The organism is Bradyrhizobium sp. SZCCHNR1015, assembly GCF_032489875.1.
Classification (GTDB): domain Bacteria; phylum Pseudomonadota; class Alphaproteobacteria; order Rhizobiales; family Xanthobacteraceae; genus Bradyrhizobium.
This window is the reverse complement of record NZ_JAUEYW010000001.1, coordinates 502,722-528,316: the sequence shown is the minus strand read 5'-3', so window position 1 is coordinate 528,316 and position 25,595 is coordinate 502,722. Positions and strand designations below refer to the sequence as shown.

Annotated in this window: 19 protein-coding genes and 1 pseudogene; 8 read left to right on the top strand and 12 right to left on the bottom strand. The window is 66.3% G+C overall.

The features are described from left to right. Positions 1-29 precede the first annotated feature (29 nt). The 9 genes from QX128_RS02360 to tcuA all read right to left on the bottom strand — a co-directional run bounded on the left by QX128_RS02360 (position 30) and on the right by tcuA (position 9,332). Positions 30-1,118: a sensor histidine kinase gene (locus tag QX128_RS02360; RefSeq protein ID WP_316236583.1), complete on the bottom strand. Its 1,089-nt coding sequence runs from the start codon at positions 1,116-1,118 to the stop codon at positions 30-32. Beyond that, on the bottom strand, positions 1,115-1,552 hold the full coding sequence (locus QX128_RS02355) for a response regulator (RefSeq protein ID WP_172109443.1): 438 nt from the start codon (positions 1,550-1,552) through the stop codon (positions 1,115-1,117). Before QX128_RS02355 ends, QX128_RS02360 begins: the two co-directional genes overlap by 4 nt. Beyond that, on the bottom strand, positions 1,549-3,069 hold the full coding sequence (locus QX128_RS02350) for a sensor histidine kinase (protein WP_316236582.1): 1,521 nt from the start codon (positions 3,067-3,069) through the stop codon (positions 1,549-1,551). Before QX128_RS02350 ends, QX128_RS02355 begins: the two co-directional genes overlap by 4 nt. A gap of 117 nt (positions 3,070-3,186) precedes the next feature. Further along, on the bottom strand, positions 3,187-4,536 hold the full coding sequence (gene accC / locus QX128_RS02345; RefSeq protein WP_315800165.1) for an acetyl-CoA carboxylase biotin carboxylase subunit: 1,350 nt from the start codon (positions 4,534-4,536) through the stop codon (positions 3,187-3,189). A gap of 83 nt (positions 4,537-4,619) precedes the next feature. Further along, entirely contained in the window at positions 4,620-5,105 is a 486-nt protein-coding gene (gene accB / locus QX128_RS02340) for an acetyl-CoA carboxylase biotin carboxyl carrier protein (RefSeq protein ID WP_315800164.1), read from the bottom strand. 51 nt (positions 5,106-5,156) lie between these two features. Further along, on the bottom strand, positions 5,157-5,636 hold the full coding sequence (aroQ, locus tag QX128_RS02335) for a type II 3-dehydroquinate dehydratase (protein ID WP_315800163.1): 480 nt from the start codon (positions 5,634-5,636) through the stop codon (positions 5,157-5,159). A gap of 264 nt (positions 5,637-5,900) precedes the next feature. Further along, on the bottom strand, positions 5,901-6,659 hold the full coding sequence (locus QX128_RS02330) for a DUF1236 domain-containing protein (protein WP_316236581.1): 759 nt from the start codon (positions 6,657-6,659) through the stop codon (positions 5,901-5,903). 173 nt (positions 6,660-6,832) lie between these two features. Beyond that, positions 6,833-7,930 (bottom strand): tricarballylate utilization 4Fe-4S protein TcuB, encoded by a 1,098-nt coding sequence (gene tcuB / locus QX128_RS02325; protein WP_315800161.1) that lies wholly within the window; start codon positions 7,928-7,930, stop codon positions 6,833-6,835. After that, positions 7,917-9,332, bottom strand: a complete 1,416-nt coding sequence (gene tcuA, locus QX128_RS02320) for an FAD-dependent tricarballylate dehydrogenase TcuA (RefSeq protein WP_316236580.1) — start codon at positions 9,330-9,332, stop codon at positions 7,917-7,919. The genes tcuB and tcuA overlap by 14 nt, the downstream gene beginning before the upstream one ends. Before the next feature lie 180 nt (positions 9,333-9,512). Here tcuA and QX128_RS02315 point away from each other — a divergent pair, with 180 nt between their 5' ends. Beyond that, entirely contained in the window at positions 9,513-10,181 is a 669-nt protein-coding gene (locus QX128_RS02315; RefSeq protein WP_316180759.1) for a GntR family transcriptional regulator, read from the top strand. Between the two features lie 121 nt (positions 10,182-10,302). On the opposite strand, the gene QX128_RS02310 is transcribed toward QX128_RS02315, so the two are convergent. Both QX128_RS02310 and QX128_RS02305 read right to left on the bottom strand, forming a co-directional pair. Then, on the bottom strand, positions 10,303-11,067 hold the full coding sequence (locus tag QX128_RS02310) for a DsbA family protein (protein WP_316180758.1): 765 nt from the start codon (positions 11,065-11,067) through the stop codon (positions 10,303-10,305). A 127-nt stretch (positions 11,068-11,194) separates the two neighbouring features. After that, positions 11,195-12,589 carry a M48 family metalloprotease gene (locus tag QX128_RS02305; protein WP_316180756.1) on the bottom strand — a complete coding sequence of 465 codons (1,395 nt, stop codon included), beginning with the start codon at positions 12,587-12,589 and terminating at the stop codon, positions 11,195-11,197. Positions 12,590-12,741: 152 nt separating this feature from the next. On the opposite strand from QX128_RS02305, the gene QX128_RS02300 reads away from it, so the two are divergent. Continuing rightward, complete coding sequence (locus tag QX128_RS02300) at positions 12,742-13,941, top strand: pyridoxal phosphate-dependent aminotransferase (RefSeq protein ID WP_316236579.1); 1,200 nt, start codon at positions 12,742-12,744, stop codon at positions 13,939-13,941. Between the two features lie 37 nt (positions 13,942-13,978). Further along, positions 13,979-14,242: pseudogene (locus tag QX128_RS02295) on the top strand (dicarboxylate/amino acid:cation symporter); the annotation flags it as partial. Positions 14,243-14,353: 111 nt separating this feature from the next. Here QX128_RS02295 and QX128_RS02290 read toward each other — a convergent pair. After that, on the bottom strand, positions 14,354-17,578 hold the full coding sequence (locus tag QX128_RS02290) for an Rne/Rng family ribonuclease (RefSeq protein WP_410053122.1): 3,225 nt from the start codon (positions 17,576-17,578) through the stop codon (positions 14,354-14,356). Between the two features lie 804 nt (positions 17,579-18,382). Between QX128_RS02290 and QX128_RS02275 the strand changes: the two genes are divergently transcribed. The 5 genes from QX128_RS02275 (at position 18,383) to QX128_RS02255 (ending at position 25,590) form a co-directional block, all read left to right on the top strand. Continuing rightward, the gene (locus tag QX128_RS02275; protein ID WP_316236709.1) at positions 18,383-19,699 is read left to right on the top strand and encodes an N-acetylmuramoyl-L-alanine amidase; all 1,317 of its coding nucleotides are present in this window, start codon (positions 18,383-18,385) and stop codon (positions 19,697-19,699) included. Between the two features lie 230 nt (positions 19,700-19,929). After that, positions 19,930-22,437: a penicillin-binding protein 1A gene (locus QX128_RS02270; RefSeq protein WP_315800153.1), complete on the top strand. Its 2,508-nt coding sequence runs from the start codon at positions 19,930-19,932 to the stop codon at positions 22,435-22,437. 127 nt (positions 22,438-22,564) lie between these two features. Next, positions 22,565-23,699, top strand: a protein-coding gene (gene prfB, locus QX128_RS02265; RefSeq protein WP_315737783.1) for a peptide chain release factor 2 whose coding sequence is annotated in 2 segments (ribosomal slippage) — positions 22,565-22,633 and positions 22,635-23,699 — 1,134 coding nt in all. Because the reading frame shifts where the segments join, the coding sequence is not laid out codon by codon here. A gap of 2 nt (positions 23,700-23,701) precedes the next feature. Further along, positions 23,702-24,583, top strand: a complete 882-nt coding sequence (locus QX128_RS02260; protein ID WP_316236708.1) for an NAD(P)-dependent oxidoreductase — start codon at positions 23,702-23,704, stop codon at positions 24,581-24,583. Between the two features lie 83 nt (positions 24,584-24,666). Further along, positions 24,667-25,590, top strand: coding sequence for a DMT family transporter (locus tag QX128_RS02255; RefSeq protein ID WP_316236576.1), 924 nt, complete (start codon positions 24,667-24,669; stop codon positions 25,588-25,590). Positions 25,591-25,595: the final 5 nt, after the last annotated feature.

Sequence of the window (25,595 nt, the reverse complement as noted above, 5' to 3'; positions counted from 1 at the left end):
CGCGATGGTCGCGTTCCGTCCGCGCCAGCTCAACCGACCGCGGCAGAAGCGGGCTTGGGAGCATGCTTTTCGAAGCGGAATCGGACGACGATCTTGGTGCCGGCATGGTTCGGGTCCGGGCCGACGCTGGCATCGAGCTTGGTCGCCATGGCGCTGACGATGCGCTGGCCCATGCCGGTCGAGCGCGGGTCGCTGGTCGCGTTGAGGCCGACCCCGTTGTCGGCGATCGACAGCATGATGTCCTCACCCGCGAGCTTCAGCTCGACATGGATCGGGCCAGGGCCGTCGGGATAGGCGTATTTGACCGCGTTCATGACCAGCTCGTTGACGACGATGCCGATCGCGACCGCGCGATCCGGGTCGATCTCGACCGGCTCCGCCTTCAGGGTCAGCCGCGACATCCGGTTGCCCTCGGCCGAGCGGCGGAGGTCGTCGAGCAGCGAATCCAGGTACTGGTTGAGCAGCACGCTCTTGAGGTCCTGGGACGTGTAGAGGCGGCGATGCACCTGTGCCACGGCGGCGACGCGGCCCATGGCGTTGGTCAGCGCCGCCTTGACGTCGTCCTGATTGCTGGAGTTGGCCTGAAGATGCAGCAGCGAGGCGATGATCTGGAGCGAATTGCCGACGCGGTGATTGACCTCGCGCAGCAGGACCTCGCGCTCGGCGGCCAGCGCCGCGTAGCGGTCGCGTGACGCCCGCACCTCGGCCTCGGCCTCGTCGCGCGCCTTCTGCAGCCGTGCCTGCCGCACCGCGCCTTCGGCTGCGACCTGCAGCAGCGGGATGAACTCGCCCTGCACGTCCTTGACGAGGTAGTCGGCCGCGCCCGCCTTCAGGGCCGTGACCGCGATCTTGGAATCCTGTGAGGCGGTGACGAACACCACCGGCGGTGGTTCGGGCAGCGCCATGATGCGCTCCAGCGTCTCGAGCCCGTCGAAGCCTGGCATGTACTGGTCGAGCGCCACGACGTCGATGCCGCCGCGCTCCAGCCGCTGCAAGCCTGCGCTGCCGTCGCTCGCGTGTTCCACCGTGAAGCCCAGGCGCTTGAGCCCGCGCTCCACCAGCCGCGCCAGCGCCGTGTCGTCGTCAATGTAGAGCAGCGTGGGGGCGGCGGAGCTCATGCGGCGGGCGGAACCTGGATGACGGAGAAGAACAGGCCGAGTTGGCGAATGGCGTTGGCGAAGCTTTCGTAGTTGACCGGCTTGGTGATGTAGACGTTGCAGCCGAGTTCGTAGCACCGCTTGATCTCCTGCGAGTCGTCGGTCGTGGTGAGGATGACCACGGGCGCGCTCTTCAGGAAGCTGTTCTGCTTGACCATCTTGAGGATGTCGATGCCGGTCATGTCCGGCAGGTTCAGGTCGAGCAGGATCAGCAATGCGTGCCCCTTGTGATCGAGGCCGGTGCCGTCAGCACCCAGCAGATACTTCACGGCATCTGTACCGTTGGTGAACGGCTTGATCTCGTTGTTGACGCCGGAGCGGCGGATGTTGCGCTCGATCAGGCGGGCGTGGCCTTCGTCGTCCTCGATCATGATGATCGTCACGGGCATGGTCATCGGTCTGAATTCCGGTTTGAGGCGTTCCAGTTGATCGGGAGCGTGATGGTGAACGTGCTGCCCTGGTCGAGCTCCGATGCGACCGACATGGTTCCGCCGAGCCGGCGCACCAGGGCGCGGACATGCGCCAATCCGATCCCCTGACCCGGACGGTCCTGGGTCCCGGCGCGGCGGAACAGGTCAAAGATACGTTGGTGATCCCGGGGATCAATCCCCCGGCCGTTGTCCGTGATCTCGAAAATGGCGAAACCGAGCTTGGTGCGGGCGCGAATGGCGATGTCGCCGGGAACGCCCGGCTTGAGATATTTGATGGCGTTGTCGATCAGGTTGGAGAAGATCTGCTCCAGCGCCAGGCGGTCGCTGACGATGGCCGGCAGCGGTTCCAGGCGAATGGTGGTGTCGGTTTCCGCCGCCTGATGCGCCAACGTCGAGACGATGCCTTCGATCAGTTCGCGGGTATCGATCCGTACCGGCACGAACTCGCGGCGGCCCTCGCGGGTCAGGTTGAGGATCGCCGAGATCAGCCGGTCCATCTTGGCGATCGAGGACTTGATGAAGCCGAGGGCTTCGGTGAAGTCCTCCGAAAGCTGCTTGTCGGCGCCTTCGAGCTCGGGCTCGGTGCCTTCCGCCGGCGGCGGCGCGTCGGAGGCCGCCCGCGCCAGCGTCGCAATCCGCCGGAAGATATCGTTGCGCAGTTCGTCGAGCTCGCTGGTGAAGCCCATGATGTTGACCAGCGGCGAGCGCAGGTCGTGGCTCACGATATAGGCGAAGCGCTGGATCTCCTCATTGGCCTCGCGCAGATCGGCGGTGCGCTCGTCGACGGTGGCTTCCAGATTGAGATTGCTCTCGCGCAGCTGTGCCTCGGCATCGTCGCGCGCGCGGGTCGAGCGGCGCACCAGCAGCACCGAGATGATGGCGAGCACGACGACCAGCGCCGAGCCGGTGATGGTGACGATGGCGGCGAGCCGCTGGCTGGCATCGGCATTGGCGGTCCGCAGCGCCAGCAGCCGCTCCTCCTCGAGACGCATCGCCTCGGCGGTGTCGCGCATGGTCTTGCTGCTGCTGGTCGAGCCCGCGTCGCGGACCAGGGCGATCGCGGCGGCGAGGTCGCCGCGCGCGACCAGCAGCTTTTCGCGGTCGAATTGCGACAGCCGGGTCTCGATCACGCTGCGCAGCGTGGCGAGATTTTCAACCTGGGCGGGGTTGTCCGCGACCAGCCCATGGAGCTTCTCGAGCACCGGCCCGATCGCCGCGACGGCCGCCTCGTGGTCGTTGAGGAACTCCTGTCCCTGGGTGAGAAGGTAGGCCCGCGCCGCGCTCTCGGCGCGCCGCACCTCGAGCAGCAGGGCGTTGATCTGGTTCTCGGCCTCGACGGTGTGCACCACCCAGGCGCTGTCGCTGCGGGCCTTGTTGACCAGCAGAACCGACGCCGTGCTGACCGCGACAAGCACGAGGAAGCCCGCTGACAGCAGCAGGACCTGTCCCAGCGTGCGCCTTCGTCTCACCTCAGGCGCCACCGCATACTCGCACGTCGTTGAAAATCACTGCCCCCTGGCGGAACTGATCCGACCCACCAAAACGCGGCTGCGGCCGGATGGTTCCGCTTCGGATGACAGTTTTCTGAATGCGGCCGCTCAGTCGGTCTTCTGGCCGGCCAGATACTGCTCGAGCCAGTGGATGTGATAGTCGCCGTCGATGATCGCGGGCTCGCGGACCAGGGCGCGGAACAGCGGCAGCGTGGTCTCGATGCCGTCGACCACCATCTCGTCCAGCGCGCGCCGCAGCCGCATCAGGCACTCGACCCGGCTCTTGCCGTGGACGATGAGCTTGCCGACCAGCGAGTCGTAATAGGGCGGGATCACATAGCCCTGGTAGACGGCGGAATCGATGCGGACCCCGAGGCCGCCGGGCGGATGGTACTGCTGGATCTTGCCGGGCGAGGGCCGGAAGCTGACCGGGTTCTCTGCGTTGACGCGGCACTCGATCGAGTGGCCGTTGATGACGACCTGGTCCTGGCTCATCGGCAGGTCGCCGCCGGCGGCGATGCGGATCTGCTCCAGCACGAGGTCGATCCCGGTGATCATCTCGGTGACGGGATGCTCGACCTGGATGCGCGTGTTCATTTCGATGAAATAGAACTCGCCGTCCTCGTAGAGGAATTCGATGGTGCCGACGCCGATATATTTCAGCTCCTGCATCGCCTTGGCGACGGTATTGCCGATCTTGGCGCGCGCGGCCGCATCGAGCACCGGGGAGGGGCCTTCCTCCCAGACCTTCTGGTGGCGGCGCTGCAGCGAGCAGTCGCGCTCGCCGAGATGGATGGCGCCGCCGCGGCCGTCGCCGAGCACCTGGATCTCGATGTGGCGCGGCTTCTGCAGATACTTCTCCAGATAGACCGAGGCGTCGCCGAACGCCGATCTCGCCTCGTTGGCCGCTGTGGTCAGCGCCAGCTGCAGATCGGCCTCGGTGTGGGCGACCTTCATGCCGCGGCCGCCGCCGCCGGCGGCAGCCTTGACCAGCACCGGGAAGCCGATCTCCTTGGCGATCGCCATAGCGTCCTGGTCGGGCGTCACCGCACCGTCGGAGCCGGGCACCACCGGAATACCCAACCGCTTGGCCGTCTTCTTGGCCTCGATCTTGTCGCCCATCAGGCGGATGTGCTCCGCCTTCGGCCCGATGAAATGCAGATTGTGGTCCGCAAGAATCTCGGCGAAGCGCGCGTTCTCCGACAGGAAGCCGTAGCCGGGATGCACGGCGTCGGCGCCGGTGATTTCACAGGCGGCGAGCAAAGCGGGGATGTTGAGATAGCTGTCCTTCGACGGCGGCGGCCCGATGCAGACGCTTTCATCGGCGAGACGGACATGCATCGCATCGGCGTCGGCGGTGGAATGCACCGCGACGGTGGAGATGCCGAGCTCCTTGCAGGCCCTGAGGATGCGAAGGGCGATTTCGCCGCGATTGGCGATGAGGATCTTGTCGAACATTGTGCCTCGGGCGCGAGTGGCGAGTAGTGAGCGGCGGACGTGGAATGGCGGACCATTCGCTCGTCGCCGTCCGCTAGTCGCGCTTATTCGATGATGACGAGCGGCTCGCCGAACTCCACGGGCTGGCCGTCCTCGACCAGGATCTGCGTCACCGTGCCGGCGCGCGGCGACGGAATCTGGTTCATCGTCTTCATCGCCTCGATGATCATCAGGGTCTGGCCGACCGAGACCTTGGAGCCGACCTCGACGAACGGCTTGGCGCCGGGCTCGGGCGCCCAGTAGGCGGTGCCGACCATGGGCGAGGGCACCACGCCGGGATGTTTTGACAAGTCCGCGCCGGCGGCTGCCGCGGTGGCGGCCGCGACCACGGGAACGCCAGCGGTGGCGGCTCCGATGGCCGAATGGACGGCCGCCGCAACGGTCACGTTGCGGGCAACGCGGATGCGAAGGCCGGCACGCTCCAGCTCGATCTCGGTCAGGCTGGTCTCATCCAGCAGCGCTGCGAGCTCGCGAATGAGCTGGCTGTCTTCGGATTTCGCGATGGTCTTGTCGTCGGGCTGGGGCGCCATGATCTGATCCGGAACGTTGGGATGCGTGAGGACTGTGACGTCAGGCTTGCGCTAGATGTCGGTCTGCGTGACGGCTTTGGCGCCGATCTTGGCGGCGAGGCCGGTAATCGCCAGCCGGTAGCCGTCGATGCCGAAGCCGCAGATCGAGGCAAACGCGGCCTTCGCGGTGAAAGAATGGTGCCGGAAGCTCTCGCGGGCGTGGATGTTGCTGATGTGCACTTCGACGGTGGGAATCTTCACCCCCATCAGCGCGTCGTGCAGGGCAATGGAGGTATGAGAGTAGGCGCCGGCATTGAGGATGATTCCGACCACACCGCGGCTGCGGGCCTCATGGATGTGATCGACGAGCACACCCTCATGGTTCGACTGTCGGCACTCCGCCGTCAGGCCGAAGCGGGCGGCCGTCTCGACGCACAGCCGTTCCACGTCTGCCAGGGTGGCATGGCCGTAGGTCTCCGGCTCGCGGGTGCCCAACAGGTTGAGGTTGGGTCCGTTGAGGACATAGATCGTGTTGTGCGCGGCGTCGGCCATTCCCATCCCGGCGGTGTGGCGGCAGTGGGCGGCGTTATAGGTAACAAAGCCGCCAAGGGGAAGCCTTTCGGCAGCCGGGTAGGCTGACCGAGGCTTGGTCCGTCACACGAAAAAACCGTCTTAAGAGTACGAAATTGCTGAACAACCGGCTTTGTCCACGGGACTGCACGCGTTGCGTGTGATGGCTCCCGCGCGCGCTTTGCGCAATAGGTTGGGGCGGGCATTGCTGCCCGCCCCTCGTTCTCGTCGCCTGCCTGGTCGGGATCAGACGTTGAGAACCGCGACGATCTCGTAGGTGTGAGGATCGATCACGACGATCTGCTCGCGAACCAGGATGAAGTCATATCCGCGCCACTCCGGATAGATCGTCACGACTTCGGTCGGGAGCGGGTGGAAGTGAACCTCGCGCGGCACCCTTGTGCCGACGGAAATGTTGAAGTTGACGTTGGTCACCGGCTCGACGCGCTGGCTGCGGATCACCGTGGTGATCTTGGTGCGCTGCTCGGTGGTGAGCTTGGCAGCGGCGCCGGCCTGTCCGGTGGTGGTCTGCGAACGCTCGGTGCCGGTCTTGGTTTCGGCATTGGTGCTGGTGCCGGTCTTGCTGTCGCGACCCTCGGCCTTCATGTTGTTGTCGCGACCCTCGCGACCTTCGGCCTTCATGTTCTTGGCGCCGCCCTTGCTGTCGCTCTCGGTGCTCGCGCCCTTGGTGGCCGGGCCCTTCATGCCTTCCTCGGCGTGCTGGCTCTTGGTCGCACCGGGCTTCTGTTCCGATTGACTGGAGCGCATGTCGGACGCGCCGCCGGCCGCAGGCGAGGCGCTGTCGCGATGCATCGCGCCGCCGGGCGCGTTCATGCCGCCGCTCGATGCTCCGCCGGCAGCACCACCGGTCGCACCGCCCTGCATGGCTGCGCCGCCGGACTGTCCAGCTGCGCCGCCCGCACCGCCGGCACCTTGCGCATGAGCAAAACCTGCACCCGCCAGGAGCGCGATTGCAGCAACTGATACCATCAAGCGATTGGTCATCCTCTATCCTCCTCGTATTGGCACTGCCCGCGCCGACAACGGCAGGAAGTAGGAGTCGTTCCGTGCGTCTCCGATCGTTCCGGAAAAATGTCGCAGATCGCAACCTTATGAACGGATGCTCAGGGTCATGAACGCCGCATGACCATCGTGGCGATCAGTCGCGCTCGCATGAGCTACGCGCCGTGACGTTCGCGCGCGTAGCGGACGAGAGCCAAGAATCGATAGAGGCCGTGCACGAACTTGCCGTAGGGCATCGTGATGAAGAGCGCGAATACCGCACCGAGATGGAGCGCGAGCAGCAGGCCCATCGTGCTGGTCTCGCGTAGCAAGAGGAGGGCGAGACCGGTTGCGCCGGTGAGCACGAGCATCGCCAGGAACGCGACGTCCATGGCGAGACTGCCCGCATCCATCATCGCAGGCTCACGCCTGCGCTTGGCGGTGTAGAGTCCGAGCGGGCCGACCACGATGCCCAATCCGCCGAGCGTGCCGAGCACGACCGGCAGATCCCACAATGGATACGGCGCCTCACGGTGCAGAAGATAGTGATAGAGCGTCGCAACGCTGGTCGATGCGACGCAGAGCATGAAGCCCCAGAACGTCAGCTGGTGATAGAACCGCCTGGTGTCGCGCGGCCGCTCGTCCTCGTTGTAGCAGCCGACACCGCCGCCATCGAGATAGCGCAGGCTGGCTGCGTCGCGGACGGCGCGCAGCAGTGGACGTGGGCGCGTCAGGGTCGAGCTCGGCTCGCCGATGTCATTCCAGAAGGCCCGGGCGCCCATGATGAAGGCGATGATGGCCCACAGGAAGGCCGCGCCGAACAACAGTGCCAACGCGTTGTGGGGCATGAGCGCGTAGAACGAGCCGGGGCCGTGCCGGCCTGCAAACACCGCGGCCGGATCGTTGAAGGCCACGATGCCGAGGATGGACGCGGCCATGCTGATCACCGCGATGAGCGACACCGCGAGGCCGTTGCGCCTGAACAGCGGCGCCAGCGCGCGCGGCCAGGCATAGTCGGCATAGCTCTCGTGCCGCACCCGGGCCAAGACGGAGGGGACGCGAACATCGAACTCGTGCGGTGGCGCGAACTGGCAGTCGACGTAGCAGGCGCCGCAGGCATGGCAGAGATTGGCGAGATAGTTGAGGTCGCCGCCCGTGAAGGCGCGGCGCATCTCCATCGCCGGAAACACGGCGCAGAGTCCCTCGCAATAGCGGCAGGAATTGCAGATCGTCATCAGCCGATCCGCCTCGGTCAACGCCTCACTGCGCTGCATGTGTCGCTGCTCCCCGGCCGGCGATGCGCCCGAACACGCTGCCGATCGTCATGCCGATTCCTGCGGCGTAGCCGCGGCCGAGCACGTTGCCCGCCATGATCTCGCCTGCGGCATACATGTTGTCGGCGGGACCGCCGGACTTCATCATCATTTTTGCGGCGTGATCGACCCGCACGCCGAGATAGGTGAAGGTAATGCCGGGCCGAACCGGATAGGCGTAGTAGGGGCCGCTGTCGATGCGGCGCGCCCAATGCGATTTCGGGGGGATCAGGTTCTCGGTGCGGCAATCGTCGAGGATGTCGGGATTGAATTGTCCGTCGCGCACCGCCGCGTTGAAATGCGCGACGGTGGCGGTCAGCCTGTCCGGATCGAGGCCGAGCTTGCCAGCGAGCTCGGCGATGCTGGCCGCCTCGATCGCGGGGTAGAGCGACGGCATGAACAGGTTCGCCGATTTCGTGTCGAAGATGATGTAGGCGATCTGGTCCGGCTGCGCAGCCACCAGGCGTCCCCAGATCGCGTAGCGCTTCGGCCAGACGTCCTCGCCTTCGTCGTAGAAGCGCTCGGCGTTGTTGTTGACGACGATGCCGAACACGACGCAGTCGAGCCGCGTGATGATGCCGCCGTCATATTTGGGGGCGCGCGCATCGATCGCCACCGCGTGGCACTGGGTCGGATCGCCGATGCTGTCGACGCCGGCGCCGAGCAGCATGTCGAGCACCGTGCCGCGATTGTTGGGCGTGCCGCGGATCAGGAAGTTGCGCGCGATCTCGCCCCAGCCCTCGACCAGCTTGTCGATATTGGCTTCGAAGCCGCCTGCGGCCGCCACCAGCGCCTTGCCGCCGATGCGCATCCGGCCGTTGCCGTGTTGAACGATCGCCGCGCGGAAGCGGTTGCCGTCGATCTCCAGCCCCACCACCTCGGCCTCGTAGCGCACGTCGACGCCGAGCCGCTCGGCGGTCAGATACAGCGCATTGAGCATCGCCCGGCCGCCGCCCAGGAAGAACGAGTTGGTCCGCCCCAGGCTCAGCGTTCCGCCGAGCGAGGGCTGGAAACGCACGCCCTGTTCGACGATCCAGTCGAGCATGTCCTTGGACTCGCGCATCATCAGGCGCGCCAGCTGCTCGTTGGTCTGGCCTTCGGTGACGCGCAGGAGATCGTCCCAGAACTCGTCCTCGGTGTAGGGGCCGCTCAACGTCGCGGTCGCCGCGTCATGGGCGCAGCGCATGTTGCGGGTGTGGCGCGTATTGCCGCCGCGATAGAACTTCGAGGCCGCTTCGAGCACGATGACCGATGCGCCGGCACGCCGGGCCGCAATGGCGGCGCAGAGGGCCGCGTTGCCGCCGCCGACGACCACGACATCATAGGCCCGCGGATGCTCAGCGATGGCATGCTCGGCCGTCATATCCGGCTCGCCCTGTCATACCGCGAGCGGACGTTCTCGCGCCCCCTCGGCAATGGCTCGGTCGATGGATGGAAACCGGGCTTAAACCCGTTCGAACAGCACATGATTTCGTATACTATTGTATACAAAAATATGCAAGAGATGGTGTCGTCACACGCGCGCATGCGAGACATTGCAGCCATGTCCTCAGGAAGCCCTACGCTCACCATCGATCGCGACAATGTCTCTCTCGGCGAGGCGGTGTTTCGCGCGCTGTGCCGGGCCTTGGAGAATGGCGTCTACCGCTCCGGCGACCGGCTGCGCGAGGACGAGGTGGCGCAGAAGCTGGAAGTCAGCCGGACGCCGGTCCGTGAGGCCTTCGGCAAGCTGGTGGCCAAGGGGTGGGTGCAGCCGGCCGGTGGACGCGGCCTGATCGTGCGCAGTCTCGACGAGAACGAAGTCCTCGAGCTGTACGCGATGCGGGAAATTCTCGAAGGCGCCGCGGCCCGGCTCGCCGCGCAGTATGCCGTGCCGGCCGAGGTCGCGGCGCTCCGCGACATTCATGCGAGCTTTGTCAGCGCGGGGGACGCCGCCGAGCTGGCGCGGCTGAACCGGCTGATGCACGGTGCGATCCAGCGCGCCGCGCGCAACCGCTATCTCGACGCCGCCCTCGAGGACATGCATGTCGCGACGGCGCTGCTGGGAACCACGACGTTTGCGGCCGAAGGACGTGCGGCAACAGCCGCGGCCGAGCATGGTGAGCTGATCGAGGCGATCGCGATCCGCGATCCCGATCGGGCCGAGGCGATTGCACGCGGGCACATCCGCGAGGCACTTCGAACCCGGCTCGGCATGAGGCTGAAGGGATAGGCGAGGGCGCTGCCGCCACCGGTCTGTCGCTTCTTCACCGGCTCACGGCAAAGAAGAAGGCCGGCTGAGACAGCCGGCCTTCGATTGATCCCATGATGGCGAGACGCTTTGGCAGATATGCTCAGCAGCTCGCCTTGCCGCAGCGGGCCGTGCTGATCTTCTCGCGCAGGCCCTCGACGCCGACGGCGCCGATCACGACCTGCTTGCCGATCACGTAGCTCGGCGTCCCGTTCATGCCCATCTCCTCGGCGAGCTTGAAGTTTTCCTCGATCGTCGCCTTGGCCTCGGGGCTCGCCATGTCCTTCTCGACGCGCGCCATGTCGAGCCCGAGATCCTTGGCGACGGCGAGCGCATGGGCCTTGTCGGCTTGGCCGCGGCCGCCCAGCAGCTTCTGGTGGAAGTCGAGATATTTCTGCGGGGCCTGCATGCGAACGGCAACCGCGACCTGTGCGGCCTCGACGGAGCCCTGGCTCAGCACGGGAAATTCCTTGAGCACGACCTTCAGCTTCGGGTCGCTCTTCATCAGCTCCATCATGTCGGCCATCGCGCGCTTGCAGTAGCCGCAATTGTAATCGAAGAACTCGACGAAGGTGACGTCGCCATCCTTGTTGCCGAGCACGACGCCGCGCGGCGAGTTGAAGATGGTCTCGGCGTTCTTGCTGACGCTGGCCTCGTGCTTGGCCGCCTCGGCCGCCGTCTGGCGCTTCTGCAGCTCGGCCATCGCCTCTTCGAGCACCTCGGGATGCGCGATCAGGTAGTTTCGGACGATGGTCTCGATCTCGCCCCGCTGGCTGTCGGAGAAGCTCTCCGCCGACGCGAGCTGAGGCACGCCGCAGAGCGAAAGCGCGAGCAACATCGCGGGAATGAGCGTGCGGACTGACGGCATGGAGGAGGTCCTCTGGGTCAAATGATCGGGTCCTTGTCGATGGTCGTGACGGTATTCTGATATTCTGGATCGGATGATAGCAGTAGTTCAAAACTTCAGCGGGCGCCAACCCCCGCTGTCCGACACCCTACTGGCCGGAAAGCGGCTTTGCCGTGACGATGTCGTCGGCCCTGACCCAGCCCGGCGAGCCGACCGCGAAGCGGGTTTTTGCACGCGAGGCAAGCTCGCGCGCCGTCTTGTTGTCGCCACGCAGGAAGGCGGCCTGCGCCGAGGCCAGATCCGCCTCCGCATAATCGCCCTTGCGACCGTAGGCCATCGCGAGCTGGGAATAGCCGAGCGGCGCCTCGGATTCGCGCGCGACCGCCGCGCGCAAGATCGAGATCGCCTCGTCAGTGTAGGCTTTGTTCTCGGATGCCACCAAGGCCTGACCAAGTAACATCTCGATGAGCGGGGCGTTATTGGACAGGTGCACCGCCTTGCGCAGCGGGGCGATCGCCTCGGCCGGGCGGCCGCCCTCCAGCAGGGCCTGGCCGCGGACCTCGTAGAAATAGGGGTTGTTGGGCTGCACCTGGATCAGGCCATCGATCTGGCTCAGGGCGCTGCGCAGGTCGCCATGCAGGTAGGTGGAGATTGCCCTGGCGTAGCGGGCGGGCAGGCCGGTGTCCGACAATGGATAGCGCCGTGCCACCGTGTCCGGCCGTTCCATGAAGGCCGAGATCTTGGCACGGACCATGTCGTGGCGCAGCTGCAGTGCGGGGTCGTCCTTCTTGTCCCAATAGGGGCTTTGGCGCGCGAGGCCCTCGAGCGCCTCGACGCGATCGGCCGGCATCGGATGTGATTGCAGATAGGGGTCGGCGCCGCGCGCGGCGAACAGGCTCTCATTGGTGAAGCGCTTGAACGTCTCGTACATGCCCTTCGGCGATTGCGCTGTCGCGGTGAGGAATTTCACCCCGGCACGGTCGGCGTTCTCCTCCTGCTGGCGCTGATACGACAACAGCGATCGGCGGATGACCTCGCCCGGGGCCGACAGCGTCGCGGCGCCGGCATTGGCCAGGCCGCTGCCGCCGCCGCGCGCGCCGACGGCGAGGGCGCCGGCCCCGAGAATGGTGGCGATGATCATCTGGGTCTGCGCGGTGGCGAGCTGCTGGCGCAGCTTGGCGAGATGACCGCCGGCGAGATGGCCCGTCTCGTGCGCGAGCACGCCGATCAGCTGATTCGGATTTTCCGACTGCAGGATCGCGCCGTAATTGACGAAGATGCGGCGGCCGTCGGCAACGAACGCGTTGAAGGACGCATCGTTGATGATGACCATCTGGATGTTCTGCTTTTCGAGCCCGGCGACGCGCAGGATCGGCCGCGTATATTCGCGCAGCAGCACCTCGGTCTCGGTGTCGCGCAGGATCGGCGGTCCCTTGCCCTGCTGCGCCGACGCAGGCGCGAGCGGCGCCAGCGTCACGGCCGCCGCGACGACCGCGGCAAGCCCGCCGGACAGTTTCTTGCGAAGAACGATACGGAGCGACATCAGGCGATCTTTGCAATTGGCGCGAGGCGCGAGACGGGCTATTGCCCACCAAACGGCGGAATGCGGCTCATCTGCGGCGAACGAGGCCCATGGGCTGACCTCGACCGGTTCACGGAGCGGGTCCGGACAGCCGGGGTCAATAGCAGATATCGATGGTGGATGCGACAGTGATACCGACAATGGAACAGCGGATCGCCAACCTGACGGCGCCGTCCGCGCGCAGCCATGTTCCACCGTTCATGGTGATGGACGTGATGGCTGCGGCCGAGCGGATCGAGTCGGGCGGCGGACATGTCATTCACATGGAGGTCGGCCAACCGGCGGCGGCTGCGCCACGAGCGGCCATCGCGGCCGCGCATGCCGCGCTCGATCAGGCCCGCATCGACTACACCTCGGCGCTGGGTTTGCTGTCGCTGCGGCAGCGAATCGCACGGCACTATCGCGAGACGCATGCTTGCGAGATCGATCCGGCGCGGATCGTGATCACGACGGGATCCTCCGCCGGATTCATCCTGGCGTTCCTGGCGATGTTCGAGCCCGGTGACCGCGTGGCCGTGACCGTGCCGGGCTATCCGCCCTATCGCCACATCCTGACGGCGCTGGGCTGCGAGCCGGTGCTGATCGAGACCACGGCGGAGAACCGTCACGCTTTGACCGGCGAGGCGCTGCTCGCCGCGCACCGCAAGACGCCGCTGAAGGGCGTGCTGGTGGCAAGCCCTGCCAATCCGACCGGCACCATGATGTCGCGCGAGGCGCTGGGCGGCGTCATTGCAGCCGCACGCGATGCCGGCATCCGCTTCATCTCCGACGAGATCTATCACGGTCTGGACTACGCGTTTCCGGCGGTGACGGCGGCGGAGCTGTCGAGCGAGGCCCTGATCATCAACTCGTTCTCGAAGTACTTCTGCATGACGGGCTGGCGCATCGGCTGGATGGTGGTGCCGGATGCGCTGGTGCGGCCGATCGAGCGTCTGCAGCAGAACCTCGCGATCTCGGTTCCGACCCTGTCGCAGATCGCGGCGGAAGCGGCGTTCGACGGCCGGGCCGAGATGGAGGCCATCAAGCACGGTTACCAGGAGAACCGCCGCATCCTGATCGAGGGTTTCCCGAAGGCCGGCCTGACCCGGTTCCTGCCGGCCGACGGCGCCTTCTACCTCTATGCCGACGTGTCCGACTTCACCTCCGGCAGTTTCGACTTCGCCAAGCGGATGCTGGAGGAGACCCATGTGGCCGCCACGCCGGGCGTCGACTTCGATCCGATCCACGGCCGCAGCTTCGTGCGCTTTTCCTATGCGCGTTCGGCCGAGGACATGCGCGAGGCGGTGGCCCGGATCGCGCGCTGGCTAGGCTAGGGCGCGGGTGAGGTCGGTTGTGCACCCTTCGTGATTGAAGGGCACGAGCGGCGTTGACGTTGCCGTCTTCGTCACCTTGGCCGCAACGCTGTCGGTCGTGAAGCCGGCCCTGGTTCCGGGCATGGCGATCGTGTGCTCGACCGACGAGTTCATGCGCGAGCAGCGTGCGCCGACCAACATCACCGGCAACGGCACGGCCGCCGTGTTCGTCTCGTGGCGGGAAGACGAACGCGACCATGATCTCCTGCAGAGACGGCTCAATCAGCAGATCGATCCGTCGGATGTCGAGACGGCCGTGACGTGGCTTGAGCGGCCTCCGGTCGTCACGGCCAGGAACGATCGCCATACGCCATATGAAAAACGCCCGGCCATCTGGCCGGGCGTTTTGCATTGAAGCGTCGGAGAGGGGGGGCTACTGCCCGCCACCGAAACGGCGGGACCACCAGCCGGCCCGGCGCGGGGCCGCAGCGGACGAGGAATCGGTGGTCGCCGGCTCGGTGGCAACCGGTTCCGACGCCGCGACGTCGGCAGCCGGAGCGGGCGTGCTGCTCTCGGCGACGTTGACGGCCGAAACCGCGCTCTCCGGCCTGGGCTCGGTAAGGAAGCTGACCTTCTCGCGAACCGTCGAACGCCGCGGGGTCTTCTCGGATTCCGTCTTCGGAGCCTCGCTCTGCTGCACTTCGGGTTGAGCGGGAGCAGCCTGGGGCATTGGCGCGGAGGCGCCCGCGACGGGCTCATCGGCCTCGGTTGCGGCCGACGCCTGGACCGGCGCCGCGGGTTCAGCCGGCTCTTCCTCGTCGTGGTGGGAAGCGCCGTTGCCGTCGAAATCGGCCACGGCGGCTTCTGCCTCCGATGCCGAAGCCGGCGCGAACTCGTCGCCGATCGACGCGGCGAGACCTTCTTCCGCGCCACCGCGCCGACGACGACCGCCGCGACGTCCACGCCGGCGCGGACGACGCTCGCCGCCAGGCTGATCCGTCTGCTCGCCCTGGGCGAACGCAGGCTGTTCCTCCGACTCGTCGTCTTCGCCGTCGGAGTCCTCGGCTGACTGCTCGGTGGCAGGGCCCGGCTCCGCGGGCTGCAGTCCGGCCGTTCCTTCAGGCAGCGCGCCCTCGCGGGTCTCGCCGCCGCGGCTGCGCCGGCGCCGGCGCCGCTTGCGACGCGCGCCGTCCCGCTCGCCTTCGGCAGCGCTGCCGTCGGCCGTGTCCTCGGACAGGCCTTCGGTCTCCTCGGTCTCGACCTCGGATTCCGTCTCGATGTCGAACGGTTCTTCCTCGTCGTAGATGTCCTCGGCCACCAGCGGTGGGGCTGAGGCCTGCGCCGCGAGCAGCGCCTTGGCGGCCTCGAGCGTATGCACCTGCTCGCCGCGATCGATGATGAAGGATTGCTGGCCGCTCACGCTCGGGTCGGCGATGACGGCGAGCGAGACCTTGAAGCTGTTCTCGAGGTCGCGCAGATGGCCGCGCTTGTGGTTGAGCACGTAGAGCGCCACCTCGGTGCGGGTGCGGACCACGAGGTTGTGGGTCGCGCCCTTCATCAGCGTTTCTTCGAGGCTGCGCAGCAGTTGCAGCGCCACCGAGGATACCGAGCGCACATGGCCGGTGCCGCCGCAATGCGCGCACGGCTCGGTCGAGCTTTCCAGCACGCTGGCACGGATGCGCTGGCGCGACATCTCCAACAGGCCGAAATGCGAGATCCGGCCGACCTGGATGCGCGCGCGATCCTGCCGCAGGCAGTCCGACAGCTTGCGCTCGACGGAGCGGTTGTTGCGCTTCTCGTCCATGTCGATGAAGTCGATGACGATCAGCCCGGCGAGGTCGCGCAAACGGAGCTGCCGCGCCACCTCCTCGGCGGCCTCCATATTGGTCTTGAGAGCGGTGTCCTCGATGTGATGCTCGCGCGTGGCGCGGCCGGAGTTCACGTCGATCGAGACCAGCGCCTCGGTCTGGTTGAGCACGATATAGCCGCCGGAGCGCAGCTGCACGGTCGGCGAGAACATCGCGTCGAGCTGGCTCTCGACGCCCATCCGCGAGAACAGCGGCTGGCCGTCGCGATACTGCTTCACCGCCCGGACGTTGGTCGGCATCAGCATCTTCATGAAGTCGTGCGCCTCGCGGTAGCCGTCTTCACCGGCCACCAGGATCTCGTCGATCTCCTTGTTGTAGAGGTCGCGCAGCGAGCGCTTGATCAGCGAGCCCTCCTCGTAGACCAGCGTCGGCGCCTGCGACTTCAAGGTCATGTCGCGGACCGTTTCCCACAGCCGCAGCAGATATTCGAAGTCGCGCTTGATCTCGGGCTTGGTGCGGTTGGCGCCGGCGGTGCGCAGGATCACGCCCATGCCCTCGGGCACGTCGAGGTCCTGCACCACTTCCTTCAAGCGCGAGCGGTCCTGCGCGGAGGTGATCTTGCGGCTTATGCCGCCGCCGCGGGCGGTGTTGGGCATCAGCACGGCGTAGCGGCCGGCGAGCGACAGATAGGTCGTCAGCGCGGCGCCCTTGTTGCCGCGCTCCTCCTTCACGACCTGCACCAGCATCACCTGGCGGCGCTTGATGACCTCCTGGATCTTGTACTGCCGGCGCGGACGGAAGGTGCGCTCCGGCACTTCTTCCAGCACGTCGTCGCCGCCGACGGATTCGACGAGCTCTTCCTCGATCTCCTCGCCGTCGTCCTCGTCGTCCTCGTGGTCGCCGGACACGGCCTCAGAGCCGTTCTCGTCGCCGGGCACGATGGTGACGCCGTGATCCGCGTGCTCGGCCATGGGAGCGACGTCATCGTCGTGATCGTGCTCATCGTGATCATGCTCGTGATGGTCGTGCTCGTGATGATCGAGCTCATCATGCTCGTGCTCGCCATCATGATGCTCGTCATGACCGTGGCTCTCATGGTCATGCTCGTCGGCGTGCTCGTCCGCTCCGAGGACGGGGCTGGCTGCCTCGGTGGCGGGCGCGTCGCCGGTCTGCGCGACTTCGCCAGTGGGCTGCTCGGCGGCGGCGTCGTGGGCCTGCGCGGCGACGGCATCATGCGGTTCTTCGGCATGGCCGTGCGATTCGTCGGCTGCGCCTTGTTGAGCTTCGCCCGGCGCGTCCTGGTCGTGGGTCTCGACCGGGCCCTCGGAGAAGCCTTGCGCCTCGGTCGCGTCGGCGTGCGGCTGATCGTCCTGCGCATAGGCGTGGTGCTCAGGCGCCTCGTGGTCGGCCTCATGCCCCTCGGTCTGGGCAGGGAGGCCCGCCTCGGCGGCCTCGACGATCTCGCTCTGGACGCGTTCGCCGCTGCCGCGGCGCCGTGAACTGCGGTGCCGGTTGCGGCGGCGATTGGAGCGGTTCTCGCTTTCCTCTTCGGCTTCGCGGTGCGCGCGCTCCTCGGCTTCGATCAGAGCCTGCCGGTCGGCGACCGGGATCTGATAGTAGTCCGGATGGATTTCGCTGAAGGCGAGGAAGCCGTGGCGGTTGCCGCCATACTCGACGAAGGCGGCCTGCAGCGAGGGCTCAACGCGGGTAACCTTGGCGAGGTAGATGTTGCCGCGGAGCTGCTTGCGTTGGGCCGTTTCGAAATCAAATTCCTCGACGCGGTTGCCGCGGACGACAACGACCCGGGTCTCTTCCGGGTGGGTAGCATCGATCAACATCTTGTTGGGCATATTGGAACTCTTGGAGGCGACGGGCGCGATTGGCCGCGAGCGCGTGGCGCGCTGTCGGATGACGCGACGGTCCACCTGATTCGGGGGTGAGGGGAAGGCCTAAACGCAGCTGGTCGCGCCGCGCCAACCCTGATGCCGGCGGGGCGATTGGCCGGGCGGGGGTCTGGCCCCGCATCGGCGCGGATCGTCCGCTGGTCATGGTTGGCAACTCAGTCTGGCGCATCAAGCGTCGGCCCGTCTGGAATATGTGGGCGGCAGCGGGTGCCGCCTTCTCTGTTGCCGAAGGCCAGATTGCGCCGAAACGCTTGCCTGGATCGAATACCCACCCTGTAACGGGCGCGGTATCAGGCTATACCGTGTCTGACCTGGTGCCCGGGCGGTCTCTGCGAGGAGGCGCCCTGACAGGCGCCACTCGGCTCGTGACCGCTCTCCGTTGCGGCCGCGCGGGATCGCGCAGGCTTTGGTGGAGCGTCGGAAAGGCGCTGGAATCTCCGCCACGATCAAGGACTCGATACCGAGCACCCCGATCACGAAGCTTCCGGCGTTTCACCGGAGGTTGAACGCGACACAACCGGCAGTAAGGATTAGCCTTCAGCCCTTCGTACATACGAGGAATGGTCAGGTCGCGCAAGCGAAGCGTCGCGGAACCGCAACAATCGGTGGCCTTTAACGAAAATGACAAAATTTGGCGATTAACCCCTGGGATTGGTTGCGGTAAGACGATCCCGCGGAGGCATCGATTTGGCAGTTGGCCGGGCGAATTACCTTTCCTTGCTGGGATGCGCGTCACTGTGCGTCACGCAAATGTTATGCGCGGCCGCCATTCCGGCCCGCGCCCAGAGCGGGCCGGTCGGCCAGGTTCCGCCTGCCGTAGTCGGGCCCGGGTTCCCGATCGCCACCGATGCACGGGTCGCCGGCGATTCCCGACAGACCCGATTCGTGCTCGATCTCGACCGGACGGTGCCGTTTCGAGCCTTCCTGCTCAGCGAACCCTATCGCGTCGTCGTCGACCTGCCCCAGGTCAGCTTTCATCTGCCCACGGGAGCCGGGACCAGCGGCCGTGGTCTGGTGAAGGCGTTCCGCTATGGGATGGTGATGCCCGGTGGATCCCGCATCGTCTTCGATCTCACCGGCCCGGCCCGAATCGCCAACTCCACGGTGCTGGATGCCGCCAACGGCCAGCCGCCGCGGCTGGTGCTCGAACTGGAGGAGGTCGACGAGGCGACTTTCGCCCGCGCCATCGGCAGCGACAGCCGGGCCAGGCCTGCCGATTCGGGTTCCGCGACGGCGTCCGTCGCGGTCGCAGGGACCCCCGCGCCGGCAGTCCGGCCGCCGCCGACGACGGTCGCCATCGCCACCCCTCCGACCGATGGCCCGCCGGACACCCGGCCCGTGGTCGTGATCGACCCCGGTCATGGAGGAATCGACTACGGCACCCAGGGCGGCGAGGTGCCGGAGAAGAATCTGGTGCTCGCCTTCGGCCAGGCGCTGCGCGACCGGCTGGAACGGTCGGGCAAGTTCCGCGTGGTCATGACCCGCGACGACGATACCTTCATCCCGCTTGGAGACCGGGTCCGCATCGCCCAGAAGCAATCGGCGGCTCTGTTCGTCTCCATCCACGCCGACGCGCTGCCGCGGGGTGAGGGCACTGCGCAGGGCGCGACCATCTACACGCTGTCGGACAAGGCGTCCGACGTCGAGGCGGAACGGCTGGCCGAGACCGAGAACCGCGCCGACCAGATCGGCGGGGTCAATCTGACCGAGGAGCCGGCCGACGTCGCCGACATCCTGATCGATCTGGCCCGCCGGGAAACACGCACGTTTTCCAACAGGTTCGCCCGTGTGCTGATGAACGACATGAAGACGGCGGTGCATATGCATAAGCGCCCGCTGAAATCGGCCGGTTTCCGCGTGCTCAAGGCGCCCGACGTGCCATCCGTGCTGGTCGAACTCGGCTATGTCTCCAATAAGGGCGATATGGGGAACCTGGTCTCCGACGCATGGCGGTCGCGCACGGCGGACGCAATGGCGCGGGCGATCGATGCCTTTCTGGCCAAGCGCATTGCCAATGCGGGCCCCGAGAGGCCGGACAAGCCGATGGCGGTACGCGCAAAGCCCTAGTTTGGCCACAGCAACATCCGTATAAACGTGCTGCGAGGCACCCGGAATCAGTGAGGATTCCTTCTCGGCAGACTTGTGATAGGCTTGACCGCTGATAGGCTTGACCGTGCGTTTCTCTGGCATGGGTCATGCGGCATTGCAGCCGACCGTGTGATTTTTGGCGGTAGCGCCTGTGGGTGCGCCGCGTCCGAGCCGAGAGACGAAACAAGAGTTGGAACGGATATTCGCCGATGCGCTTTCTGGTGCGGTTTTTGGGCTTCCTGTTCGCGGCCGGTACCGTCTTGTTCCTGGTCGGTGTGGCAGCAGCGGCCGGCCTGATCTGGCATTTTTCCAAGGATCTGCCTGACTACTCCCAGCTGCAGGATTATGAGCCGCCGGTGATGACGCGCGTGCACGCGGTCGACGGCTCGCTGGTCGGTGAATATGCCCGGGAGCGCCGGCTGTACCTGCCGATCCAGGCGGTTCCCAAGCTCGTGATCAACGCCTTCCTCGCCGCCGAGGACAAGAACTTCTACGAGCATGGCGGCATCGATTTCACCGGCATGGCGCGCGCTGCCGTGGTCTACGCCCAGAACTTCGGCTCGAATCGCCGTCCGCAGGGCGCCTCCACCATCACCCAGCAGGTCGCCAAGAACTTCCTGTTGACCAACGAGGTGTCGTTCGCCCGCAAGATCAAGGAAGCGCTGCTGGCGATGCGCATCGAGCGCACCTACTCGAAGGACAAGATTCTCGAGCTCTATCTCAACGAGATCTATCTCGGCTCCGGCGCCTACGGCATCGCCGCGGCGTCGCTGGTCTATTTCGACAAGTCGGTCAACGAGCTGACGGTGGCCGAGGCCGCCTATCTGGCGGCTCTGCCGAAGATGCCGGGCAGCCTGCATCCGATCCGGAACCGCGACCGTGCCATCGAGCGCCGCAACTACGTCGTCGATCGTCTGCTCGAGAACGGCTGGATCAAGCAGGCCGACGCCGACAAGGCGCGCAAGGATCCGCTGACGATCGCGAGCCGCAACACCGGCGCCCACATCTTCGCGGGTGAATATTTCGCCGAGGAAGTGCGCCGTGACATTTTCGAGCGCTATGGCGAGAAGAAGCTCTACGAGGGCGGCCTGTCGGTCCGGACGACGCTCGATCCGAAGATCCAGGTCATGGCGCGCAAGGCCATGGTCGCCGGACTCGTGAGGTACGACCAGGAGCAGGGCTATCGCGGAGCCGTCTCCAAGCTCGACACGTCGGGTGATTGGGGTGTGAAGCTCGCCGATATCAAGTCGCTCTCCGACATCTCGCCCTGGCGGATGGCCGTAGTGCTCGAGACCAGTGACCAGTCCGCCCGCATCGGCTTCCAGCCGCCGCGCGAACTCGGCGGCGCCGTCAGCAAGGAACGCCAGACCGGCCTGATCACGCTTGACGGCGTGAAATGGGCGCGGGCTGCGACGGCCAACGGCCGCGGCAAGGTGCCGACGTCGGTCGCCCAGGTGCTGCAGCCGGGCGACGTGATCTATGCCGATCCGCTGTACAAGGAAGGCAATCCGGTCGAAGGCCAGTATCGCCTCGAGCAACTGCCCGAAGTGTCCGGCGCGATGGTTGCCATGGACCCGAACACCGGCCGTGTGCTCGCGATGGTCGGCGGCTTCTCCTTCGACCAGAGCCAGTTCAACCGCGCAACGCAGGCCTACCGGCAGCCCGGATCGTCATTCAAGCCGATCGTCTATTCTTCGGCGCTCGACAACGGCTATACGCCGTCGACCCAGGTCGTCGACGCACCGATCGAGATCGACCAGGGGCAGGGCGGGCAGGTCTGGCGCCCCGACAACTTCTCCAACGGGAAATATCTCGGGCCCACGACCTTGCGCAACGCGCTGCGTCTGTCGCTGAACACGGTGACCGTGCGTCTCGCGCAGGACGTCGGCATGCCGCTGATTTCCGAATACGCCAAGCGGTTCGGAGTCTATGACGAGCTGCCGAATTACTTGTCCTACGCCCTCGGCGCCGGCGAAACCACGGCCATGCGCATGGTCACCGCCTATTCGATGATCGCCAATGGCGGCCGTCGGGTGAAGCCGACCTTGATCGACCGCATCCAGGACCGCTACGGCCACACCATCTTCAAGCATGATGCCCGGGAGTGCCGCGGCTGCGACGCCCCGGACGGCTGGAAGAACCAGAGCGAGCCGCAGCTGGTCGACCGCCGGGAGCAGGTTCTGGATACGATGACGGCCTACCAGATCACCTCGATGCTCGAGGGCGTGGTGCAGGCGGGCACGGCGACCGTGCTGAAGGAGGTCGGCAAGCCGATCGCCGGCAAGACCGGCACCACCAACGAGGCCAAGGACGCATGGTTCGTCGGCTTCTCGCCCGACCTCGCCGTCGCGATCTACATGGGTTACGACAAGCCGCGGCCGCTCGGTCGGGGTAACGCTGCGACCGGCGGTCATCTGGCCGCACCGATCGCAAAAGACTTCATGAAGCTCGCGCTGGCCGACAAGCCGGCCACGCCCTTCAAGATCCCGGCCGGCATCAAGCTGGTCCGTGTCGATGCCAAGACGGGCATGCGCGCAAGCCCTGGCGACGGCGGCCGCACGATCATGGAAGCATTCAAGCCGGGTACGGCGCCGCCGGACAACTACTCCGTGATCGGTGTCGCCGACGCCGATGGACGCGTGATGCCGTCGCAGAGCGGCGGCCAGCCTGATGCTGGCAGCTTCATCATCCGTCCAGGCACGGGAAGCCTCTATTAGGCTATTGGGCCGGCTGAAACTGATGCCGTTGCGGCGCGGAGCGATTGCGCTTTGCGCCGAGCGCCGTTACATCCCCCTGTGAGAGACGATGCTGCGGCGCTTGGAGCCGTGGCCTGAAGAGAGCGACATGCGCGCGGAAATCGAGAAAATCGTAGAAGAGATCAAGCAGTCGGTCGGGCTGCTGAGGAGGCATCTTTGACGTCGAGACATCGACGGCAAGGCTGGCCGAGCTGAATAAGCTCGCCGAAGACCCCAATCTCTGGAACGACCCCCAAAAAGCTCAGCGGCTGATGCAGGAGCGGACCTCGCTGGAGGACTCGCTGACCGGCATCGGCAAGGTCGAGCGTGAGCTCAGCGACAACATCGAGATGATCGAGCTTGGCGAGGCCGAGAACGATCCCGGCGTCGTCACTGAAGCCGAGAATGCGCTGAAGGAGCTGAAGAAGGAGGTCGCGCGGCGCGAGCTCGAGGCGCTCCTGTCCGGCGAGGCCGACAAGTTCGACACCTATCTCGAGGTCCATGCCGGCGCCGGCGGCACCGAGAGCCAGGACTGGGCGCAGATGCTGCTGCGCATGTACACACGCTGGGCCGAGACCCACGGCTTCAAGGTCGAGTATCTCGAGGAATCGCTGGGTGAAGAGGCGGGCATCAAGTCCGCGACCATCCAGATCTCCGGGCACAACGCTTATGGCTGGCTGAAGACGGAAGCCGGCGTGCATCGCCTGGTCCGGATCTCGCCGTTCGATTCGAATGCGCGGCGCCACACCTCGTTCTCTTCGGTGCAGATCTTCCCGGTCATCGATGACAGCATCAAGATCGACATCAAGGAGTCCGACGTCCGTGTCGACACGATGCGGTCGGGCGGCGCCGGCGGCCAGCACGTCAACAAGACCGAATCGGCGGTGCGGCTGACGCACATCCCGACCGGTGTCGCGGTGGTCTGCCAGGCCGGCCGCTCGCAGCACAAGAACCGGGCCCAGGCCTGGGACATGCTGCGCGCGCGGCTCTACGAGATCGAGCTGAAGAAGCGCGAGGAGAAGGCGGCGGCGGATCAGGCGGCCAAGACCGAGATCGGCTGGGGCCACCAGATCCGCTCCTACGTGCTGCAGCCCTATCAGATGGTGAAGGATCTGCGCACCGGCGTGCAGACGTCGGACACCGCGGGCGTGCTCGACGGCGATCTCGACGAGTTCATGGCCGCGACCCTGGCACAGCGCGCGTTCGGCACGACGCCGGGCGCCGCAATCGAGGACGTGGATTGAGCGTGGCGCGCGTCGCCTTCATCGGGCTCGGACGGATGGGCCATGGCATGGCCGGTCGTTATCTCGATGCCGGCTATTCCGTAGCCGTCTGGAATCGCAGCAGGGCGAAGGCCGAGGATCTGATCGCGCGCGGCGCGCGCTGGTCGACCTCGCCGGCCGATGCGGCGATCGATGCCGTCGCCGTCGTCACCATGGTTGCGGATGACGACGCCTCGCGCGCGGTGTGGCTCGGGCCGGATGGCGCCGCCGCCACCATGCGGGTCGGCACGATTGCGATCGAATGTTCGACCGTATCGCGTGATCATACGCTGCGCCTGTCGCGCGAGCTGAATGCGCGCGGCGTGACATATCTCGACTGTCCGGTGACCGGGCTGCCCGACGCGGCCGCAAGCGGCAAGCTGACCCTGCTGATCGGCGCCGACGCCGCCGATCTCGACCGCGCCCGGCCCTATCTGGCGCCGATCGGCTCGACCATTCGCCATTTCGGACCGGTGGGCACCGGGACCGTCTACAAGCTGATCAACAACCTGCTTGGCGCGATGCAGATCGCGGGTCTCGCCGAAGGGCTCGCGATCGCCGAGCAGGCCGGGCTCGACATGAATCTCGTGCTCGAGGCGATCCAGGGCGGCGTCGCGGCGAGCCCGCAGGTGCTGCGCCACGCCCCGCGCATGGTCGCGCGCAACTTCGCCGACGCGAGCTTCACCGCAGCACTCCGTCACAAGGATGCAGCCTATGCGCTGCAGCTCGCCGAGGAACTGCTCGGTGAGCGCCCCGTCATGGCCCAGGCGGCCGTCGACGCCTATGCGCGGGCGAAGGCGGCGATGCCGGATGAGGACGAAGGCCGCATGATCGAGCTGATCTCGCGGCCGAAAGACCCGCCGTAGAGCGCGACGCTGACGGAAAGCGGGTGGATCACGCTCCGCCTTGTTTGCAACGTTCACGCCGACATTGAACCACGGTTGCCGTGATGACATCCCAGAACGAGAGCATGGACGCGCGGGACTGGTCGCTGCTCGGCCTGCTCTCGCTGCTGTGGAGCGGATCGTTCATCTTCAACGGCCTCGCCTTGAAGGAATTGCCGCCGCTGACGCTGGTGCTGCTGCGCATCGTGCTGGCGGCTGCGATTCTGCTGCCGGTGGCGCGCCTGCGCGGGCTCGGTTTTCCCAGGGGGATTGTCGGTTGGCTGCCGTTCCTCGCCGTGGCGCTGTTCAACAATGTCGTGCCGTTCTGCTTGATCGTGATCGGCCAGACGTTCATCACCTCCGGTCTTGCCGCGGTGCTCAACGCGACCACGCCGCTGTTCACCATCGTGGTAATGGCTGCCGCGGGGGATGAAAGGCTGTCGGTCCGGCGGGCTGCGGGCCTGATCGTGGGCCTCGTCGGCGTCGTGATCCTGCGAGGCGGATCGGGGCTCGGCGGCTCGGCAGGCGGCTACGGCATTCTGTTCGGTCTTGGCGCATCGCTCAGCTACGGCATCGCCGCACTGCTGGTGCGCCGCCATCTCGCCCAATCGCCGCCGCTCGCGACCGCCACCTTCCAGCTCTCGGCTTCGAGCGTGATGATGCTGGTCATCGCCGGCGCGGTCGACCAGCCCTGGCGTCTCCCGCTTCCCGGGCTGCAGACGTGGCTCGCGGTCATCGGCCTTGCGGCGCTGTCGACGGCATTCGCCTATATCGTGTTCTTCCAGATCCTGCGCCGCTCCGGGGCGACCAACGTGATGCTGGTGACCTTGTTGATCCCGTTGACGACGATCCTGCTCGGGTCGCTGGTGCTCGGCGAAAGCATCTCGTTGCGGGAGATCAGCGGTGCGCTGGTGATCGGGAGTGCGCTGCTGGTGATCGATGGTCGCATCCTCAGTGTCATTCGCCTTTCACCGCGACCGTCCTGCTGAACCGT